A 15,947-nucleotide genomic window follows, 5' to 3' on the forward strand; every position below is an offset into this window, starting at 1 on the left:
GCAGAACAAGGATGCAGGCCAAGGCGTGACACAGCAGCACGGTCAACAGCAGGTGCGCAAGCGGCGGGTGTTTTACATACCCGGCTATGATCCGATTCATCCGCGCCGGTATCGCGAGCTGTACCGCAAGGAAGGCACAGCTCAGGCAGAGATTTCCGGCTACAGCCTGTCACTGTCCCCCAAGCAAACCAAAGGCCCCTATGGCTGGCACGCCGCCTCAATAATGGATGGCCTTCGCACTGAGGCGGACATCGAGGTGCTGGTCTGGTCCGACATCGTGCGCGGCAGCATGGAGGCAACGATTCCCGGCACCTACTGGCAACTGCTGCGCACCGCCTGGATCTATATCTCCACAGGTGCATTGCGGCGGCTGATGCGGCTGCGAAAAGGGCCGGTGATCGCCGCGCTTTACCCGGTAGGGATGCTGCTTCTGCAGGCGTTTCTGGCGCTGCTGCTGGCGTGGGGAGTTGCTTATGCCTTCGGGATGGCGGCCGGTCCCGCCGGCTTTTCCGGTCCGGTGGCGCTGGCCATTGGCTGGGCCTTGGGTCTTGGTTGCGGCTACGCGCTGCTGCGCTGGTTCAAAAAGCGGGACGGCAAGTTCTTCGCCTATTACCTGATGCACGATTATGCTCATTCCGCGGCCTCCCGCGGTGCCATCCCGCCGGAAATGGAAGCGCGGATGCGCGAGTTCCGTGCGCTGATATCGGACGCATTGCAAAATCCTGATCTGGACGAGGTGCTGGTGGCGGGTCACTCTTCCGGCGCTCATGTTGGTGTGTCCGTCCTGGCGGATCTGATCCGCGCGGGTCTGCCAAAGAACCGGCCGGCGCTGGGGTTTCTGACCTTGGGGCAGGTCGTGCCCATGGTGTCCTTTTTGCCGCGTGCGGAGCGTTTGAGGGCTGATCTGCAGTATCTGTCCCAGCGGCAAGAGCTGGCCTGGGTCGATGTTACTGCGCCAGGTGATGGCTGCGCTTTTGCACTGTGCGATCCGGTGTCGGTCAGCGGCGTCGCTGTTGAGGGCAAGCGCTGGCCGTTGGTGTTCTCCGCCGCCTTCACCCAGACGCTCAGCCCGGAACGCTGGCAACAGCTGCGCTGGCGGTTTTTCAGGCTGCACTTCCAGTATCTCTGCGCCTTCGACCAGCCTGGCGATTATGATTACTTCCGCATCACCGCCGGACCGCTGACGCTGGCGGAACGTTACAAGGACCGCAGACCGTCGCAGTCCCGTATCGATGCGGCCGTTTCGAAATTCACCTCGGTGGCCGCTGAATGACACAACCCTTGCCGCCGAAACCGCCCGCGCGCCCGGACCGCGTGTCGCTGTGGCGCTATGTGAAACTGTTCCGCCAGGATATTCTGTCCGCCCAGCCCGCGCGGCTTTACCGCGCCTGGATGGCAGAGTTCCGCACGCCGTTCTTCCGCTCCTTCCTGGTCAACCAGCCGGAGCTGGTGAAAGTGCTGCTGAAGGAACGTCCGGATGACTTTCCAAAGTCCGGCCGCATTGCCGAGGGGCTGAAACCCTTGCTGGGAAACTCCGTTTTCCTGACCAACGGCGAGGCCTGGAAGCGGCAGCGGCGGATCATCGACCCGGCCTTTGAAGGTGGACGGCTGAAGGACACGTATCCGGCGATGCGCGCCGCGGCAGAGGCCGCTGTGGAACGGCTGAAGGAGCGGCAAGGACTTGTCGAGATCGAGGAGGAAACGTCGCACGCAGCGGCGGATGTTATCTTTCGCACGCTGTTCTCAATTCCGATCGAACATCAGGTCGCGGGACAGGTCTTTAGCCGTTTCCGGGACTACCAGCGCAGTCAGCCGCTGTTGAACCTGGCAGCCTTTGTGCCATTACCGCGCTGGATGCCGCGGTTTTTCCGCCGCGGAACCCGCCGGAATGCTGAGGCGATCCGGGCACTGATTGCACAGCTGACCCGCGAACGAATGGATACCATCAAGGAAGGTACGGCGCCGGATGACCTGGCCACCAAGATCATGACCACCCGGGATCCGGAAACGGGCAGCACTTTTGATACCGCCGAAATGGTGGATCAGGTTGCGATCTTCTTTCTTGCGGGCCATGAAACGAGCGCCTCTGCATTGGCCTGGGCGCTGTATCTGATGGCGCTTTACCCTGATTGGCAAGAAAAGGTGGCAGCTGAGGCCGAGGCGCTGGCGGATGAAAGCTTTGCCGCGGTTTCAAAGCTGAAGGTCAGCCGGGATGTGTTCCGCGAAACCCTGCGGCTGTATCCGCCTGTGCCGATGATGGTGCGCGAAGCAGCCTATCCGGAGCAGTTCCGTAATCGCGACGTGCCAAAGGGCGCGCAGATGGTGCTCAGTCCCTGGCATCTGCACCGGCATCAGCGGCTGTGGGAAAACCCGGATGGGTTTGATCCCTCCCGCTGGCAAACGGAGAATGGCAAACAGTGCCAACGGGACGCATTCATCCCTTTTTCGGCGGGGGCACGTGTCTGCACCGGCGCAGGGTTTGCCATGGTGGAAGGACCGTTGATCCTGTCGATGATCCTGCGCGCGTTCCGTGTGGTTCCGGCTGCGGAGCAGGCGCCGGTGCCGGTGGCGCATCTTACGGTGCGGTCGAAGAATGGGATCTGGCTGCAGCTGTCGCGGCGTTAGCCAAGAAAATTCGAATTTTCTTGGCAAATTTCTACGAAGAAATTTGCATCACTGGATGATGCGCACGGCGTCCTAATTGCAGAAGATGACAACCTGACCTGCGTTTTCGACGGTTCGAAATCCACGGCGCTTAAGTTCGTAGTGAAAGCGGTCCCCGCCAGGCGGCCGTTCAATGTCGCGCTTCTGGCGGCGGACAACACCGCCTTTTGCAGCAGCTTGGGACCGGAAAAGCTGCTGTATCCAGGCATCAGCAGAGAGAGGAACAGGCACTTGAATAGCGGCACGATGCCAAACCGTGGCTAACGTGCCCTTAACCGGTGCAGCACAAACAGCCTGATCGCTGACGCCAATCCGCAATCCTCGCCGCGGGTTTCATCAATTTCGGCAGCTAAATCATTGATTGCACGGCCGTCCTGCGCGGCGATCTCGCGGAAGGCATCCCAGAATCCATCCTCCAGCGACACCGAGGTCCGGTGCCCGCGCAAGGTCAGAGAGTGCTTCTTGGGGCGGCTGCTCATTCGTCGCGCTTGTGGTCGTCCAGGCGCCGGACGTCTTGCGCGTTACGCGCCTTGTCCAATTCCTTTTCTGCTTTGGTCCGCCCGAAGGCCGCAGCGTTCTGATCAGCGCGGGCCTTTTTCTCGGCCCGCGCTTTTTCCTTTCTGTACCGGTTCAGATTGACCGGGCCTGAACCGGAGCCGGCCATCAGTCCTTAGGCCCGATCATCTGCTCGGGGCGGACGGCTGCGTCGAATGTGGCCTCGTCGACAAAGCCCAGTGCAACCGCCTCTTCCTTCAGCGTGGTGCCGTTCTTATGCGCGGTTTTTGCGACCTTGGTGGCATTGTCGTAACCAATGGTCGGTGCAAGTGCTGTGACCAGCATCAGCGATTCTTTCATCAGCTTATCGATACGAGGCTCGTTGGCTTCAATGCCGTTCAGCATCCGCTCGGTGAAGCTGTCCGCCGCATCGCCCAAGAGCTGGATTGATTGCAGCAGATTGTAGGACATCATCGGGTTGTAGACGTTCAGTTCGAAATGGCCTTGCGAACCTGCGAATTTGATCGCGGCGTCATTGCCCATCACATGGGCGGCCACCTGGGTCAGTGCCTCTGCCTGGGTCGGGTTCACTTTGCCCGGCATGATCGACGATCCCGGCTCGTTCTCCGGCAGGATCAGCTCACCCAAGCCGGAGCGCGGGCCGGAGCCGAGGAAGCGGATGTCGTTGGCAATCTTGTAGCAGCTGCCCGCAATGGTGGCCAAAGCGCCGGACAGGAATACCATCGCGTCATGGGCGGCCAGTGCCTCGAACTTGTTCGGCGCGGTGACAAAGGGCAGGCCGGTGATTTCCGCCATATTGGCAGCAACGGTTTCGCCCCAGCCTTTTTGGGTGTTCAGACCGGTGCCGACCGCAGTGCCGCCCTGTGCCAGCTCATAGATGCCGGGCATCGCCGCTTCGACCCGCGCCAGACCCTGGCGGATCTGATGCGCATAGCCGCCGAACTCCTGGCCCAGCGTCAGCGGGGTGGCGTCCTGGGTATGGGTGCGGCCGATCTTGATGATGTCCTTGAACGCCTCGGCTTTTGCCTCCAGCCCTTCGGCGAGCTTGGTCAGGCCGGGCACCAGCACGTCGCGAACGGACATCGCGGTGGCAATATGCATGGCGGTGGGGAAGGTATCGTTGGAAGACTGGCCCATATTGCAGTGATCGTTCGGATGCACCGGGTCCTTGGAGCCGATTGTGCCGCCCAGGATTTCAATCGCGCGGTTGGCAATCACTTCGTTGGAGTTCATGTTGGACTGGGTGCCGGAGCCGGTCTGCCAGACAACCAGCGGGAAGTTGTCGTCGAACTTGCCCGCAACCACCTCGCCGGCGGCCTGAATGACGGCATCGCCGATCCTGCCGTCCAGCTTGCCCGAGGCTTTATTGGCCATGGCACAGGCCTGCTTGATCACCCCCAGCGCGCGGACGATGGCGACAGGCTGCTTTTCCCAGCCGATCGGGAAGTTCATGATTGAACGCTGGGTCTGTGCGCCCCAATACTTGTTTACGGGGACCTCAAGCGGGCCAAAGCTGTCGGTTTCGGTGCGGGTTTCGGACATCCGTCTTCTCTCCGTTGGGTATGCGGTTGTATGCCGTTTAGCCTGCGCACCGCTGCGGCGCAATTGGCCAGTTGCGCGCAGCATAGCCAAATGGCAGGTAAGGTATAGTGTCGAATTGGCGCAATCCAGTCCATGCCATTGCCGCAATCCATGCTATGCTTAGAGTGAGCGGGTCGGGTGGGAGTCGGGCAATTTTTGTATCCGGAAAGGAAAAGAATATGCCGATCCGTCTGTGTGCTGTTCTGTCGCTGAGATCCCTGGCGGCGCTTGCTTTGGCGGCCTGTGTGCTCTTGTCCGGCGCCGTGCAGGGGATTGCCGCCGGTATTGCGCAGTTTGCCGGTGAATATTCAGGCAGTGTCGATGTCGTCAAGGCTGATGGCGACACCGATCCCCGGGACATGAGCGTCATCATCCGTGAAATGAAGAAAGGGTTCACCATCAAATGGACCTCGACCACGGAGAAGGATGACGGCCGGAAGAAGACCAAAACCTATGAAATCGAGTTTCAGCATAGCGGGCGCAAAGGCGTCTACTCTGCAGCGATGACACGCAATGTGTTTGGTCATGCGGTGCCGCTGAACCCGATGGAAGGCGAGCCCTTTGTCTGGGGGCGCCTGATTGGCGATACGCTGACGGTCTTCTCGCTGTTTATTCACCCGAACGGCGACTACGAAATGCAGCAATATGACCGGACCCTCGCCGAGGGCGGGCTGGACCTGGTCTATATCTCGCGCCTGAATGGCGCGCCGCGCCGCAAGCTGGAAACCTTCCTGGCTAAGCAATAATCCTGGCATTGGGCCAAGCATGAGTCCGGGCATGAAAAAGGCAGCCAGTCAGGCTGCCTGATACTGGGCCATGGGCGCCGCGTTGTCTATTTGCGGAAGCTGTCCAGCGACACGACATCCGCGTCTTTTTTGTCTTCTTCATGTTCTTCGGCGTGGTCCGGTTCCTCATCGGGATCCGTCACCGCGGAAAAGCCTTCCGGTTCTTCATCGGCGGACTCGAACCGCAGTCCGAATTCCACAGACGGGTCCACAAAGGTGCGGATTGCGTCATAGGGGATATAGAGCGGTTCCGGGGAATCGCCGAAATTCAGTGTGACCGCAAAGCCGTCTTCATCCACGGTCAGATTGTCGAACCAATGCTGCATGACCACGGTCATTTCACCGGGATAACGGTCGGACAGCCAATCGGCCAGCTCCACATCCGGGTGGGCTGTGTCGAAGGTGATGAAAAAGTGGTGGTTACCAGGCAGGCCATTGTCGGAGATATCCTGCAGCACGGTCCGGATCAGGCCGCGCATGGCAGAGTGCATCAGGTTGCCATAGTCGATTTCACGGGACATGCAGTCACCCTTTGTTCATTTGTTCCCAGCATAGGAGATTCTGGCGGAAACAAAAGGGCAGCCTTTTCGCGGAACAAAAATTTATTGCTGCTGACAGCGCTCTGCAGGCATTGGCAGTCAGCTGATTGCAAACGGGAATTCCGCAATGGCCAGGCCGGCTGCCGCCATCACTGCCAGCAGCAGCAGCATATTGCCGCGAACCATCCAGGCGGCAAGCGGCGCCAGCAGAACCAGCAGAACCGCGGAGCTGTTCATGCTGCTCCAGACCGGGACAGGCATGTGCAGAATGCCGGCCTCAAACACGTGGGTTCCGGTAAAGGCCACATGCATCATGAACCAAACTGACAGGTTCAGAATGACACCGGCAACCGTGGCCGTTACCGCCTTCAGCGCCATACCAAGCCGCGGATGCGCGGCTATGCGCTCCACATAAGGGGCCGCGGCGAAGATCCACAGAAAACACGGCATGAAAGTCGCCCAAAGCGCCACCGCGCCGGCGGCCAGGAACAGCCCGGACCCGCCCTTCGTCAGGCCTGACAGCATGGCGACAAACTGGGTGACCAGGATCAGCGGGCCAGGGGTTGTTTCGGCCAGACCCAAAGCATCAATCATCTGCCCGGCAGTGATCCAGCCGAATTGGCTCACCACGGTCTGGCTGATATAGGCCAGCACCGCATAGGCGCCGCCAAAGGTGACAACGGCGAGTTTGGAAAAGAACCAGCCGATGTCCGCCAAAAACCCGGCTCCAGACAGTGACAGGGCAATCAGCGGCAGCAACCACAACCCGCCCCAAACCGCAATGGTGCGCAGGGTGCTGCCGTTGCGGGCAGGCGTGCGGTGTGCGGGGTCTCCGGGGCTGCTGTCTTTGCGCAGCAAGCCAATGCAGGCGGCGGCCAGCACCACCAGTGGAAACGGCATGTTCAGCAGGAACAGCGCGGTAAAGCCAAACCCTGCCAGTGCCCAGTCCAGCGGATGGTTCAGGGCCTTGCCGGCCAACCGCCGCAACGCCTGCAGGATAATGACAACCACTGCCGCCTTGACCCCCAGAAACGCCGATTGCACTGCGGGCAGGGTGCCGTATTGCGCATAAAGCCAGACCAGCGCCGCAATGACAGCCGCACCGGGCAACACAAACAGCAGCCCCGCCAGCAGCCCGCCGGCGGTGCCGCGCATCCGCCAGCCGGTATAGGTTGCCAGCTGCATTGCCTCCGGTCCCGGCAGCAGCATGCAAAAGGACAGCCCCCGCAGAAAGCTCTCCTCGCTCAGCCAGGGCCGGTCTTCAACCAGTTCCTTGTGCATCACCGAAATCTGCGCCGCGGGGCCGCCAAAGCTCAGCACCCCGATGCGCCCGAAGACACGGAACATCTCCGTCCAGCATGGCTGGCTCATGCCTTGCGGTCCGCGGGCCAGTCGTGGCCCTCATTCTGGCCGTCGCGGGCCCAACGGTAAAGCGCATCATAAAGGGTCATGCCTGCCTCAAGCTGCTGATGATCGTCCTTGAACTGGCGTGACAGCCCGACCGAGAGCGCCAGAAGCCCGGCCGCCTCGGGGGCCAGATCGTGCCGGTTGGTGTCGGCGCCTCTCACAACCAGGGACAGCCTGTCAAGCGCCGGTGTCCTGAGGCCGAACTCATCCAGCATGGTATCAAAAGTGCAAAGCGGCCCGCGATGGGACCAGAACACATCTTCGACATCAAACGGCGTGGCGCCAAAGCGGTCTGCAACGCCGGCCACCTCGGACGGCGAGACAAACAGAAGGCGCGCATTCGGATCCACAAAGCGGCGGATCAGCCAGGGGCAGGCGATGCGGTCGATCTTGGGCCGGTGGCGGGTCACCCACAGGGTGCTGCTGCCTGCGGGGGCGGGCAGGGCGCTGGCCGGGATCCGCGGTGCGTCTTTCAGGCTGCGCCAGCCAAACATGCCGCCCTGCAGGTATTCCGTCTCAACCCCGTCATTGCGCAGCCACGCGGCCAGGCCTTGCGACAGTTTGATGCCCTTCTGGCAGATCACCACGCAACGCCGCCCGCCAAGCCGGGCCTTGAGGCCGTCGATGTCCCGATGGGGATGGCGAAAGGAGCCGGGGATCAGAAAAGGATCCGCGGCAAAGTCCTCGTCAATGCAGATATCGACCAGAACCGGAGCGGCTGGTGTGCCGATCAGGCGCAAGAGCTGGGCTGGGGTGATTTCATTCGGGGCAGCCATAAGCATGTCTCCTCGCGAGCAAGGTTAACATGCGAACCTTGGGCTTGTCGCCTCACGGGGCGTTCGCGGTTGTCCCCATGCATCCTTAAAACCGCATTTACCGCAGCTTTGTCAAGATCGCACCGGGCGGGCAATGCACCGTCACCTCAACCGTTCGCCAGTCATGCAAACCGCGAGGGCCTCGGGCGGCAGCTGGCCCAGTTTCTCAAACATCCGGAAGTAATCCATATTGGAGTGCAATTCGGCGATCTTGCCATCCTCCACCCGTGCCATTATCTGGCCAGTGATCTGAAAAGGCGCACCCGTTCTGGGGTCGCTGGTACTGGCCAGCAGCCGGGCCGACACCCAGTCTGCGGTTTCCATTGCATGGGTGAGCGTGACCGATACAGGTCCCAGCAGGTTGCGCAGCGCTGCGACCACTTCGCCATAGTCGCATTCCGGTTCCGCCAGCGCCGAGACTGCGCCGGAAATCAACGTGCCCGGGGTCATCACCTCGGCAACAGCGTCCATATTCCCTTTGCACCAAACCTCATCAAACCAGTAATGCAGCAACCGGGTCAAAGGCATGCCGGCCGGGTTTGCGGGATCATACGGGGCCGCCATGGCAGTGCTGCGTTCCGCATTCTTTTGCAGCTGGCCGGCTGCAGGCTCCGCCCTGCGCGGGGACACAGTGGCAATCTCGGGTTTTCTGATAGATTTGGACATATTGATCCTGGGTGCGTTACTGGCCGGGCAGACGGCGGCAAGGACGGGCTGTCCGCTGACCGGCTTCGGTTCAGGTATCTCAGGTACAGCTGCGGCAAGCAGATTTGAACCGCCATTGCGATGATTTCCGTCAGCTTGACGTGACAGCGCTATAGTTTCTGAGCGGAAAGTGCAGGTTTCTGTTGCCAGGTACCTGCGACCCCCGCCTTACACTGCTAGGCGCAAGGACTTAAGTTCGGCGATTAGAACTGCTTACGCAGCCAGAGCCATTGCCGGAGCACGATTGATATAGCGGGTGTGGAGAAAAACCATTTTAAGTAGAAGATCACTTCTTGTGCTAAATAGTTAGGTACAAACAGAATAGCGGGCAACCTGGCGAAACGGGGTTGGACCTTTCGCAGGCTGGCGCCGTTCCATCACCCTACGTCGTGTGCGTAAAAGAATATTGGTGAAAGCTCCACAGACCCCGATGAATGTTCAGATTTTGACCTGAACTGACAAGGCATCCTTCAGATGCTGCGCCATAAAGCTCCGCAATGAGGCTGATGATCACGAGAACAATTTCGAAATGCAGCCGCTTCAGCAGGACCTGGCCAGAAGTGTAGGAGATCGATACCAGTCTCAACAGTGCACCCAAAGCTGCATGCATTTGACCAAAAGGCTGCTACTAAGTTGTAGAACACCTGCGAACGCAGTTGATCTCGGATGTCGTTTCCTTTGATGGTAGCAAATAAGTAACCGGCGCCTGCGCCCCACGTTGTTGTGCCAATGCCGTATTGCGAGATCTTGCCCATCTCACAGTGGGGAGTGTGTTTCGCACAGTGCATTACAAATTCGTATCTCAATTCGTTGGGTGTCGATACATGGCCAGGCCCTCGTGTGGAGAAAATCGAACGAGAATCCCGGTCTGGAAATGTATCAAAACGTATCCTTGAGTTGCAGTCATGCGCTGGCTAGCTAGATAAATCGGAGGCAAAGGGAGCTGTTTTGATGCGCCATAAAGCGGGGAAATTGTGGACATCGCTGGCGCTAGCACTGGTGCTGGCGTTGTCCGCGCTTTTTGCGCCCCTGACCGCAGAAGCAGAAGACCAGTCTGAGGGAGTTTCTGTTGCACAGCATGAAACTGTAGACGGGCACAGCCATTCCAGCCCCGGCCCCTGCCACAAGGCTGCGGCCTGTGAAGCGCCTGTTGCGCTGCAGTTATGGCAGAAGGTTTCCATTGCTGAAAAAGCAGGAAAGCTGGCTGTTGTATTGAAGGATTTCGGTCTGGCTTCCGCGGCGCCCGAAGCGCATCTTCCGCCTCCTAAAGCGTGATCCTAAGCGTCTGACCCCTCTGCTTGCTTTTCCCTCCGCTTGAGAGCAGCAGCTTGCATGCATTTTCCAGCTCAATCCGGAGCGAACGCTTAATCGGCTGGCCCTGGCGCGCTCAATCGCTGCGTTTGCGAATGTCTGCAGTGGACCTCTGACCACCATCTCACGACATCTCAATTAAACTAAGGACTGACGATGCCACCCAACGCAACTTGGTGCGCGGCTATTGCCGACGCTGCTCTTGCCCCTCAGGCAGCAGCACCTCAGCGTGGCAGTTTCAATGAGGCTGCCGCATTTTTTCTCTCATTCTGAAGACCGATTTCAATGCCTCCCGAGCACACTTCTCCGCACTACCATTCTTTTGCCCTTGAGACCGCCAATTGGCTGGGCTTCAGATATGGTGAAACCTCCCCGGAATGGGTGCATCCGGCGATGCATCTGGTTTTGCTGCTGGCCCCGGCGCTTCTGGCAGTCTGCGCTGCCACTCTGCTCGGCCGGGTGCTCCACCTGCGGCTGTCGCATTCCACCGCAAGCCTGGTTAAGCCGACTAACGATCACTTCGCCGGCCTTGACTGCAACCTGATTGCCCACATTGTCCGGACCACGCGCCGCCAGCAGTTTTTCCTACTGCTTCTAAGCCTGTCACTGCTGCCAGTCCTGTATCTATCACTGGAACTGCCCAAGCAGATAGTGAACAACGTCCTGAGCAAATCGCACACGCCGCTGAGCCTGTTGGGATACGACCTCACCGCCACACAGCATCTGGCAGTTTTGAGCGGTGTTTTTCTGCTGGCGATCACGCTGAACGGCGTCGGGAAGTACCTACTTAACGTGCTAAAAGGGCGGCTCGCTGAACGCTGCCTTAGACGTCTACGGCTGCTTACCTACCGCCATTGGCGCAAACATACCTGGGGCACCCGCAAAAGCGAGCTTCCGCAGGTTCTGGGGCAGGAAGCTGAACCGATTGGCGGATTTTCAGCAGATCTGGTGGCGCTTCCGGTTACCCAGGGCGGAACGCTGATCACGATCCTGCTGTTCATGTTCATGCAGGATCCAATCCTGGGCGCGGCTGCTCTAACCATTTTGCCGCTGCAGCTTTTTCTGCTGCCCTTTCTGCAGCGGATCGTGAACCGGCTGAGCCGGGAGCGCATTCAGGAAATGCGGAATCTTGCACGTGGTTTGGCAGGGCAGCTGAACCCGTCACAGGACCGTCCCGGCGAGGTTCTGGCAACCGCTGCCTCTCTGCGGCAGCTAGAGCATATCCGCAGGCGCATCCATCGGGTGAAGTTCTTTACTAAAGCGCTGAACAATTTCCTGACCGCGCTGACGCCGTTTCTGTTCTATTCTCTGGGGGGCTACTTTGTCCTTGAGGAGCGCATTACTCTGGGCGCACTGATCGCGGTGCTGGCGGCGCACAAGGATTTCTCAGCTCCGCTTAAGGAGCTGTTCCGATTCTACCAGCAGCTTGAAGACACAAAAATACGCTACAAAGAGGTTCTGCGTTTTCTGATGGAACAGGAGGAAGAGGACAAAAAGACGTCAGCGAACGGCTGACATCCATTGCAGAACACGCGACTTGATCTGACATTTCTGCTCTTCAGGAGCGCAAGCAAGGAGTGCCGATCAATGACGAGTATTCAGGACAAGATCATCAAGCCGAAGCTGAGGCTGCTGGAGCCTGCGAAGCAGCTCGGCAGCGTTTCGCAGGCCTGCAAGGTGATGGGGTGCAGCCGGGACAGCTGCTACCGCTTCATGGAGCTCTATGAACAGGGCGGCGGGCAGGCGCTGATGGATCTCAGCCGCCGCAAGCCGATCCTGAAGAACCGGGTGCCGGAGCACGTTGAGCGGGCGGTGATCGAACTGGCGATTGAAAATCCGGCGCCGGGGCAGAAGCGCGCCTCGCGGGAACTCCAGCAGCAGGGCATCATGGTGTCATCTTCCGGCGTCCGCTCGATCTGGCTGCGCGACGGTCTGGAGGCCATGAAGAAACGCCTCAAGGCATTGGAAGGCCCGTGCCGCCCAGGACGGCATCCTGCTCACCGAGGCGCAGATGGCCGCGCTGGAGAAGGCCCGGCAGAAGAAGGGGGCGCATGGCGAGATCGAAAGCCGCCATCCGGGCTATCCCGGCAGCCAGGGCACCTATTACCTGGGCACGATGAAGGGAGTGGGACGCATCTGCCAGCAGACCTTCATCGAGACCTATGCGCGGGTGGCGGCCGGTAAGCTCTGCACCGGGAAAAACGGCGATCACCGCCGCCGGCCTGCTGAATGACAGGGTTATCCCCTTCTTTGCCGGACACGGCATCAGCCTGTTGCGCATCCTGACGGGCCGCGGCACCGAATATTGCGGCAAAGCCGGAAGCCATGCCTATCAGCTCTACTTGGCGGCCGGGGACTTGGACCACACGAGAGCCAAGGCGAACAGCCCCCAGAGTGAGACCGTAAGGCAATCGATCCAGTTGATCGATTGCAGGGCGAACGGGATCTGCGAGCGCTTCCACCGGACCATCAAGGATGAGTTCTGCGACATCGCCTTCCGCAAGAAGCTCTACCGGCCGGTGGAGGAATTGCAGGTGGACCTGGACGCCTGGCTGGCCAGATACAACGAGCAGCGGCCGCAATTCGGGAAGATACCGCTATGGCAAGACGCCTATGCAGACCTTCCGCGAAACGCTGCATATTGCCAGGGACAAGACGATCACGGCTTCCGATCCATCGGACAGTCGGCAACCCATTCTCAGCACAGAGAACTGAGATGCCTGTCAGATCAAGTCTGAAGTTTTACACATCCATGCTCTGGAACTTCTCGGCTGCGTTAAGCCGTGCAGCGTAGGGGATCGCCGAGGCGCTTCTCTTATTTTTTCAGTGCTGGGGCGCAGTATTTCCGCAGCGCGTGCTCGGGCTAATGTCTGTAGCGAGGATCTCACTCTTGGTTTCTAGCCTGCAAAGGTGGCTATCCGAGTGCAACACGCAGTGTATCCAGGTTCAGGTGACTTCCTCTGTGATAGCAGTTGCGAGGTCTGAACCTGTAGTGCAGCTATGTTGGATTTCCTTACGCAACTGAAGAGCTTGCAATCTTTGGTCGATGCCATTACCTGTAAAGTGTTCGCAAGGACTATGGCGATAAACGCGCTCGTAATAAGCGGCTCGGACCCGGGGGCGGTACCCGGCGGCTCCACCAACATCCTTCGTTTGGGGATCATGGGGCCGAAATAGGATCGACGGACGTGTAAAAGGGTTAGCTTTCGCTCGGCAGGATGCCACCGTTATCGGCTCAAACTCGATAGTTGCAAATGACAACCGAGTGCCGGCAGCTCTCGCCGCTTAATGCGGTGCGAAAAGCCGAAATCTAAGCCCTTATCTCTCACAAGATAAGGCGGGGTTCGCAGGCACCTGGCAACAGAAGCCTGCACTTCTGCAGCCGTCTGACAACCGACATCAAGTGTGGCATTCGTGACCTCGGCTGACGTCCAAGTTTAGACTTTCTCCGGCGCCGAGAGAAGGCGTTCCCGCAGAGCTTTGAACCGCCCCGGGATTGCCGGAGGCAGATTTCAGTTAGTTGCGCGGCAATGTCCTCAGTTTCCAGGGCGGCGTAGAAATCGGCCTCTGCTTCTGCCGGCGGAATGTTCCCGACAGGCTCAAGCAGACGGCGGTTGTTGAACCAGTCCACCCATTCGAGTGTTGCGTATTCCACTGCCTCGAAGTTGCGCCAAGGGCCCGAGACTGTGCGGAATTTTGTGCCCTGGCGCCTTTTCTTACGCCATTGGGAAGCGTTCTTCGAACATGATGGCGAGCTGGCTTTTCACCGCATGCCATTCGCGCACTGAGCGCTTCCACTCCGCTGAGGTAGCATTCAGCGCCAGGTAGATCAACTTGGCCGCCGCCGCGGCTCTGGGGAAATGGCCGCGGGTTCGGACCGCGCGGCGGATTTTCGAGTTCAGCGCTTCAATCACTGCCCGGCAGGCGATTGCGCAGCAATCTGCCAAGAGGGGGCATTGGTCGTGTAAATCAGCCGGCGCACCTCGGGCGGATAATCCAGGCCCGCCGCCAGCTCGGCGCTATGGTTGGATAGCGCCTCGACAGATCGCTGTCTTCAAATTCGCTCAGCGCGGCTTCGGCCGCCGCGGCATCAACGGCTGTGTAGACCGCCTTCAGAGCCGCGGCGACGGCCTTGCAGTCCTTGTAGCTTGCAAAGCTCATGGAATGGCGCAGCAGATGGACAATCCAGGTCTGGACCTGGGTTCGGGGGAAGGCCGCCTCGATGGCCTGGGGAAAGCCCTTCAGGCCGTCCACGACGGCGATCAGGATGTCCTGAACGCCGCGGTTGCGCAAATCGCTCAGCACCTTGGCCCGGAATTTGGCCCCTTCATTGGCCTGGAACCACAAGCCCAGAACGTCCCGTGTGCCGTCCGGCAGGATTGCCAGGGCCACGAAGACGGCCTTGTTCGAGACCGCGCCGTCGCTGCGGATGTTGACCCGGATCGCATCCATGAACAGTGAAGCGGATCAGAAAACAGCGTGGGGCGCTGTTTTCCCGCTGAACGGATAGCAGGGTTCAAGCGGGCGGTTCTGCCAGGCCGTCACCTCCTGCATAACGGTGTCGGTGATGGCCGAGATCAGGCTGGGTGACGCTTCAAAGCTGTAGATCTCCTCGATGTGGCCCTGGATCTCCCGGGTTGTCATACCGCGGGCGTACATGCTGATGATCTTGGTGTCGAACTCCGGAAAGCGGCGCTGATACTTGGCGATCAGAACCGGGTCAAAGGTCCCGTTCCGGTAGCGCGGAATGTCCGGAACCACCTTGCCGGCGTCCGTAGCCACAGTCTTCTGGCTGCTGCCATTGCGTCGATTGGCGGGCTGGTTCTGGCCTTCAGGCGGCTCCTGCGCGCGCTCTTCGCTGAGATGTTCATCCAGCTCGGTGCCCAGCGCACGCTCCGCAATGGCTGCGCGGTTTGGTGCACAAGCTGCCGGGCAGGCTTGGGCCGATCCTGCTTGCGCTGGCTTTCTTCGGTTTATTTACACTGGCACTGACGGGTGCCGCAGCGGTGGTCATGAAACTGCAATCGGTTTGGATCTGAGGCGCACGGAGTCTTCAGCACATGAAGTGCATAGCGGGATTGGGCGGTGGCGGCCAGTACTGCAACGGCCGGCAGCGCCGCTGCAAGTGTGAACGCCGCGCATGACGAGTGATCCGTACCGGTTTTACCGGTGGCAACGGATCAGCAGCGCGGCGTTCAACGCATCGAGGGCGGGCTTCAGGGCTTCTGGTGCGGTTTCAATGCCGTGCAGGTCAATTCGGCGTCATGGCACCGATTGCGTACATTCCGTCAGCGCCCTTGAGTAGCATCAGGGTAACCTTGTCGCCGGGTGCAACGTCTCCCATAACTTGGGCGTCGGCCAGGAGTGGCAAGCCCATCGTCATGCCGGGCCAGCCGATTGCGGGAATCGGGTCGTGGCTGACATTTGCGGAGCCCTCGCTGATCGAGTTGACGACAGCGGTGGCGTGTACTGCGTCCTCCAACTGGCTATCACTCATGTGAATGCCGGAGTGGTCCATGCTGTGGGTCGTTTGAGCCAAAGCGCTGCTGGCGGAGAAGGCAAGGACAATACCGGAGAAGGTGAGGATTTTCATTGGATTTTCTCCCAAGAAGTAGAGTTTGGTG

Annotated in this window: 13 protein-coding genes, 2 other RNA genes and 3 pseudogenes; 7 read left to right on the forward strand and 11 right to left on the reverse strand. The window is 59.7% G+C overall.

Annotated elements, in window-relative coordinates; all coding sequences use genetic code 11:
* The first annotated feature begins 25 nt into the window (after window positions 1-25).
* Window positions 26-1,273 carry a hypothetical protein gene (locus tag AQUI_RS0117940; RefSeq protein ID WP_027258730.1) on the forward strand — a complete coding sequence of 416 codons (1,248 nt, stop codon included), beginning with the start codon at window positions 26-28 and terminating at the stop codon, window positions 1,271-1,273.
* The gene (locus AQUI_RS0117945; protein WP_027258731.1) at window positions 1,270-2,625 is read left to right on the forward strand and encodes a cytochrome P450; all 1,356 of its coding nucleotides are present in this window, start codon (window positions 1,270-1,272) and stop codon (window positions 2,623-2,625) included. Before AQUI_RS0117940 ends, AQUI_RS0117945 begins: the two co-directional genes overlap by 4 nt.
* A 299-nt stretch (window positions 2,626-2,924) precedes the next feature.
* Here the strand turns inward: AQUI_RS0117945 and AQUI_RS0117950 are convergent, their stop codons facing one another.
* From AQUI_RS0117950 to fumC, 3 genes are read right to left on the reverse strand one after another with little or no spacing between them, the layout of a single operon-like run.
* Entirely contained in the window at window positions 2,925-3,143 is a 219-nt protein-coding gene (locus AQUI_RS0117950; protein ID WP_027258732.1) for a ribbon-helix-helix domain-containing protein, read from the reverse strand.
* Window positions 3,140-3,328: a DUF4169 family protein gene (locus AQUI_RS0117955; RefSeq protein ID WP_027258733.1), complete on the reverse strand. Its 189-nt coding sequence runs from the start codon at window positions 3,326-3,328 to the stop codon at window positions 3,140-3,142. Before AQUI_RS0117955 ends, AQUI_RS0117950 begins: the two co-directional genes overlap by 4 nt.
* Window positions 3,328-4,722 (reverse strand): class II fumarate hydratase, encoded by a 1,395-nt coding sequence (gene fumC, locus AQUI_RS0117960; protein ID WP_027258734.1) that lies wholly within the window; start codon window positions 4,720-4,722, stop codon window positions 3,328-3,330. Before fumC ends, AQUI_RS0117955 begins: the two co-directional genes overlap by 1 nt.
* Before the next feature lie 218 nt (window positions 4,723-4,940).
* Between fumC and AQUI_RS0117965 the strand changes: the two genes are divergently transcribed.
* Window positions 4,941-5,507 carry a hypothetical protein gene (locus AQUI_RS0117965; protein WP_027258735.1) on the forward strand — a complete coding sequence of 189 codons (567 nt, stop codon included), beginning with the start codon at window positions 4,941-4,943 and terminating at the stop codon, window positions 5,505-5,507.
* An 86-nt stretch (window positions 5,508-5,593) separates the two neighbouring features.
* Here the strand turns inward: AQUI_RS0117965 and AQUI_RS0117970 are convergent, their stop codons facing one another.
* The 5 genes from AQUI_RS0117970 to ssrA (AQUI_RS32540) form a co-directional block, all read right to left on the reverse strand.
* Complete coding sequence (locus AQUI_RS0117970; protein ID WP_027258736.1) at window positions 5,594-6,067, reverse strand: SspB family protein; 474 nt, start codon at window positions 6,065-6,067, stop codon at window positions 5,594-5,596.
* 117 nt (window positions 6,068-6,184) lie between these two features.
* Window positions 6,185-7,456: a chromate efflux transporter gene (gene chrA / locus AQUI_RS0117975; RefSeq protein ID WP_027258737.1), complete on the reverse strand. Its 1,272-nt coding sequence runs from the start codon at window positions 7,454-7,456 to the stop codon at window positions 6,185-6,187.
* On the reverse strand, window positions 7,453-8,268 hold the full coding sequence (locus AQUI_RS0117980; protein WP_027258738.1) for a chromate resistance protein ChrB domain-containing protein: 816 nt from the start codon (window positions 8,266-8,268) through the stop codon (window positions 7,453-7,455). The genes chrA and AQUI_RS0117980 overlap by 4 nt, the downstream gene beginning before the upstream one ends.
* 141 nt (window positions 8,269-8,409) lie before the next feature.
* On the reverse strand, window positions 8,410-8,973 hold the full coding sequence (locus AQUI_RS0117985; RefSeq protein WP_245596939.1) for a nuclear transport factor 2 family protein: 564 nt from the start codon (window positions 8,971-8,973) through the stop codon (window positions 8,410-8,412).
* Window positions 8,974-9,141: 168 nt separating this feature from the next.
* Window positions 9,142-9,300, reverse strand: a transfer-messenger RNA (tmRNA) gene (gene ssrA, locus AQUI_RS32540).
* Between the two features lie 663 nt (window positions 9,301-9,963).
* On the opposite strand from ssrA (AQUI_RS32540), the gene AQUI_RS0117990 reads away from it, so the two are divergent.
* The 4 genes and pseudogenes from AQUI_RS0117990 (at window position 9,964) to ssrA (AQUI_RS30190) (ending at window position 13,698) form a co-directional block, all read left to right on the forward strand.
* Window positions 9,964-10,287: a hypothetical protein gene (locus AQUI_RS0117990; RefSeq protein WP_027258740.1), complete on the forward strand. Its 324-nt coding sequence runs from the start codon at window positions 9,964-9,966 to the stop codon at window positions 10,285-10,287.
* Between the two features lie 321 nt (window positions 10,288-10,608).
* Window positions 10,609-11,838 (forward strand): ABC transporter transmembrane domain-containing protein, encoded by a 1,230-nt coding sequence (locus AQUI_RS28375; protein WP_245596940.1) that lies wholly within the window; start codon window positions 10,609-10,611, stop codon window positions 11,836-11,838.
* A gap of 72 nt (window positions 11,839-11,910) precedes the next feature.
* Window positions 11,911-13,038, forward strand: a pseudogene (locus AQUI_RS30185) (helix-turn-helix domain-containing protein).
* Window positions 13,039-13,349: 311 nt separating this feature from the next.
* Window positions 13,350-13,698, forward strand: a transfer-messenger RNA (tmRNA) gene (gene ssrA / locus AQUI_RS30190).
* A gap of 148 nt (window positions 13,699-13,846) precedes the next feature.
* On the opposite strand, the pseudogene AQUI_RS30195 reads toward ssrA (AQUI_RS30190), so the two are convergent.
* The 3 genes and pseudogenes from AQUI_RS30195 to AQUI_RS0118025 all read right to left on the reverse strand — a co-directional run.
* A pseudogene (locus tag AQUI_RS30195) lies at window positions 13,847-14,002 on the reverse strand (IS3 family transposase); the annotation flags it as partial.
* A 37-nt stretch (window positions 14,003-14,039) separates the two neighbouring features.
* Window positions 14,040-15,234: pseudogene (locus AQUI_RS28385) on the reverse strand (IS256 family transposase); the annotation flags it as partial.
* 340 nt (window positions 15,235-15,574) lie between these two features.
* On the reverse strand, window positions 15,575-15,916 hold the full coding sequence (locus AQUI_RS0118025; protein ID WP_027258742.1) for a copper-binding protein: 342 nt from the start codon (window positions 15,914-15,916) through the stop codon (window positions 15,575-15,577).
* Window positions 15,917-15,947: the final 31 nt, after the last annotated feature.

It is taken from the genome of Leisingera aquimarina DSM 24565 (genome assembly GCF_000473165.1).
Classification (GTDB): domain Bacteria; phylum Pseudomonadota; class Alphaproteobacteria; order Rhodobacterales; family Rhodobacteraceae; genus Leisingera; species Leisingera aquimarina.

Bases quoted from the DNA above. Each gene is read 5' to 3' on its own strand.
- AQUI_RS0117945 (WP_027258731.1), top strand. From the start codon at position 1,270: ATGACACAACCCTTGCCGCCGAAACCGCCCGCGCGCCCGGACCGCGTG.
- AQUI_RS0117950 (WP_027258732.1), bottom strand. From the start codon at position 3,143: ATGAGCAGCCGCCCCAAGAAGCACTCTCTGACCTTGCGCGGGCACCGG.
- AQUI_RS0117955 (WP_027258733.1), bottom strand. From the start codon at position 3,328: ATGGCCGGCTCCGGTTCAGGCCCGGTCAATCTGAACCGGTACAGAAAG.
- fumC (WP_027258734.1), bottom strand. From the start codon at position 4,722: ATGTCCGAAACCCGCACCGAAACCGACAGCTTTGGCCCGCTTGAGGTC.
- AQUI_RS0117965 (WP_027258735.1), top strand. From the start codon at position 4,941: ATGCCGATCCGTCTGTGTGCTGTTCTGTCGCTGAGATCCCTGGCGGCG.
- AQUI_RS0117970 (WP_027258736.1), bottom strand. From the start codon at position 6,067: ATGTCCCGTGAAATCGACTATGGCAACCTGATGCACTCTGCCATGCGC.
- chrA (WP_027258737.1), bottom strand. From the start codon at position 7,456: ATGAGCCAGCCATGCTGGACGGAGATGTTCCGTGTCTTCGGGCGCATC.
- AQUI_RS0117980 (WP_027258738.1), bottom strand. From the start codon at position 8,268: ATGGCTGCCCCGAATGAAATCACCCCAGCCCAGCTCTTGCGCCTGATC.
- AQUI_RS0117985 (WP_245596939.1), bottom strand. From the start codon at position 8,973: ATGTCCAAATCTATCAGAAAACCCGAGATTGCCACTGTGTCCCCGCGC.
- AQUI_RS0117990 (WP_027258740.1), top strand. From the start codon at position 9,964: ATGCGCCATAAAGCGGGGAAATTGTGGACATCGCTGGCGCTAGCACTG.
- AQUI_RS28375 (WP_245596940.1), top strand. From the start codon at position 10,609: ATGCCTCCCGAGCACACTTCTCCGCACTACCATTCTTTTGCCCTTGAG.
- AQUI_RS0118025 (WP_027258742.1), bottom strand. From the start codon at position 15,916: ATGAAAATCCTCACCTTCTCCGGTATTGTCCTTGCCTTCTCCGCCAGC.